The 2655-nt window shown below is 75.9% G+C and carries 2 protein-coding genes; both read right to left on the bottom strand.

Translation table 11 applies throughout. From position 1 onward, the window contains the following. Nucleotides 1-219 precede the first annotated feature (219 nt). Complete coding sequence (locus OZN99_RS29300; RefSeq protein WP_270938747.1) at nucleotides 220-579, bottom strand: hypothetical protein; 360 nt, start codon at nucleotides 577-579, stop codon at nucleotides 220-222. 39 nt (nucleotides 580-618) lie between these two features. Continuing rightward, nucleotides 619-2655: hypothetical protein (locus OZN99_RS29295; RefSeq protein WP_270938746.1), on the bottom strand; the 2037-nt coding region annotated here is incomplete at its 5' end.

Below are 2655 nucleotides of genomic sequence, written 5' to 3'. Positions count from 1 at the left end.
GCGCGCGGCGTGCCGCCAGGCCCGGCAGGGCCGGCGCCTGGGGCGCGGATGGCGCGCCGGTGGCGGGCTGCTGCTGCCGCGCCTGTGCGGAGGCCGGGCCGGATGGCAGGACCATCGGCACGGCGATCAGCAGGGCGGCGGGAATCAGGCGGATCGGGGCGCGCATGGGCCGGAACCTAGGCGAAGGGCCCTGCGCCCGGAAGCCCCGCGCCCCCATCGTCACGCACAGCCCTGGCCGCGATAGGTGAAGCTCTCCACCCGGCCGTCGCGCAGCACGAAGGTGAGGTCGCAGCCGATCACGGCATAGACCGGCGGCGCCGGCACGTAGCCCCAGCGGGGCCCCCAGGGGCCGCCATAGTAGGGGCGGTACCAGCCCGGGTCGGAATAGGCGACGGTGCGCCGCCATTCGTACTGCAGGAAGCGGCGGCCCTCCGCGTCGTAGGTGCGCACCGGCACGCCGAACTCCGCCACCAGGTCGCCTTCCTGGCGGCCGACCCAGACCGAGAGCCGTTCCTGCAGGGTCGGCCCGACCGCGCAGGCGGCCAGCAGCGGCAGCAGGAGCAGGGCGCGCCATCTCATGACGGTATGCAGATGGGGCCGGTTGCGCGGCGCGTCATCTCAATTCCCCTCACGCCGCCAGGCCAGGATCGCCAGGCCCAGCACCAGGGGCAGCGCAAGCCAGGGCGGCAGCAGCGGCATCGCCGTGATGCCCGTGACCGTGTGGTCGGCGTTGCGGCGCAGGCCGATCCAGCCCGGGCCATGCGTGTCGCGCCCGGCCGCGACGCGCCGGAGTTCCGGCACGGCGGGCTGCGCATCCGTGCCCAGCCAGCGCACGGCGCCGCCGGTCGCCTCCGCCAGAGGGCGCAGCTTCGCCTCGTCGGCGCGCAGGTCGGCGATCTCCATCGGGTTGCCGGCCTCCGCCGCGGCGAAGGCGGTGCGCCTGCCGTCGCTGGCCTGCCAGACGCCGGGCAGGGCGGCCGGCATGTCCACCACGGCGCGGCCGCCGCGCGCCTCCGCGCGATGGCGCGTCACACTGCCGTCGGGCGCGGTGACGACGATTTCGGGCGGCGGCCCGGCCTCCAGGCTGCGGCGCACCACGTGCAGCTGGCCGTGGTCGATGCGCGCCGTCAGGTCCTCCTCCTCCAGCTCCGGCTCCTTCATCGTCCAGTGGGCGATGCGGCGCAGCAGCTCGCCCTGCGGGCCGCCGCCGTCATGGCCGCGCGACCACAGCCAGATGTGGTCGGAGAGCACCAGCGCGACCCGCCCCTCGCCGACGCGGTCCAGCACCATCAGCGGCGCGCCGTTCGGGCCGTCCATCAGCGTCTGGCCGGCCCGCGCCTCGGCCCGCAGCGCGCGGTACCAGCGGCCCCATGTCGCCTCGCCCGGGCCTTCCGCCGGGTTGGCGCCGGGCAGGTTCTCGGTGACGGGGTGGCGCGCGCCGGTCGGTGTGACGCGGGGGCGATAGGGCTGTTCCAGCAGCGCGGCCTGCGCCGCGCCCGGCCCGGTCGGCGGCCGCGCCGGCAGGATCTGGCCGAGCGGCGTGGCGGCAAGGCTGGTGGGTCCCGCGAATTCCGGCCCGACCGAGAGCAGCAGCGCGCCGCCGCCGCGCACGTAGTCGGCGATGTTGCGCAGGTAGACCGGCGGCAGCAGGCCGCGATTGGCGAAGCGGTCGAAGACGATCAGGTCGAACTCGCGCAGCTTCACCTGGAACAGCTCGCGCACGGGGAAGGCGATCAGCGCCAGCTCGTGCAGCGGCGTCAGGTCGTCCTTCTCGGGCGGGCGGAGGATGGTGAAGTGCACCAGGTCCACATTGGGGTCGGCCTTCAGCAGCCGGCGCCAGGTGCGCTGGCCGGCATGCGGCTCCCCGCTCACCAGCAGCACGCGCAGGCGGTCACGCACGCCGTTGATCGCCACGACCGCGCGGTTGTTCAGGTCGCTGACCTCTCCGGGCCGCGTCTCCGCGGTCAGCTCCACCACGGTCTGGCCGCCGCGCTCGATCGGGATGGTGATGCGGTGTTCGCGGCCGACCGGCACGGATTCGACACGCGCCGCGCCGCCGTCGCGCCGGATGGAGAGCCGCGCCGCGCCGCCCTGCGCGCTGCCTGGTGCGACGCCGAGATCCTCGACCACCACGCGCAGCTCCACCGGGCGGCCGACGATGCCGAAGCCCGGCGCCTCCACCACGCGGATGCGGCGGTCCACCTCGCCGGCGCGGCCGGGCAGCAGCAGGTGGAAGGGCGCTTCCAGCGCCGGTGCGGGCGGCAGGTCGTGCACCTGCCCGTCGGTCAGCGCGATCACGCCGGCCAGGCGCGCGCGCGGGATCTCCGCCAGCGCGCGCTCCATCGCGGTCCAGAGCCGCGTGCCCTGGTTGCCTGCCTCCGGCACCTCCACGGTGCGGAGCTCGGTTTCGGGCAGGCGCTGGGCGCGGGATTCGATCTGCTGGCGCGCCGCCTCGATCTGCGCGGCGCGGCTGCCGACGCCGGTGCTGTCGCTGCGGTCCACGACGAGCAGCGCGATGTCCGGCCGCGTCTCCCGCGTCTCCTCGACCAGGCGCGGATTGGCCAGCGCGAGGAGAAGCGCGGCGAAGGCGGCCAGCCGCAGCAGCGCGCCGCGCGCGGGCGCCAGGCGCCGCCTGCCGTCGCCGCCGGTGGCGAT

Source organism: Falsiroseomonas oryzae (assembly GCF_027856955.1).
Classification (GTDB): domain Bacteria; phylum Pseudomonadota; class Alphaproteobacteria; order Acetobacterales; family Acetobacteraceae; genus Falsiroseomonas; species Falsiroseomonas oryzae.
The sequence above is the reverse complement of the archived record's forward strand: the minus strand, read 5'-3'. Positions and strand labels throughout refer to the sequence as shown.

Excerpts from the sequence above, each read along its gene's own strand:
- OZN99_RS29300 (WP_270938747.1), bottom strand. The coding sequence starts at position 579 with ATGAGATGGCGCGCCCTGCTCCTGCTGCCGCTGCTGGCCGCCTGCGCG.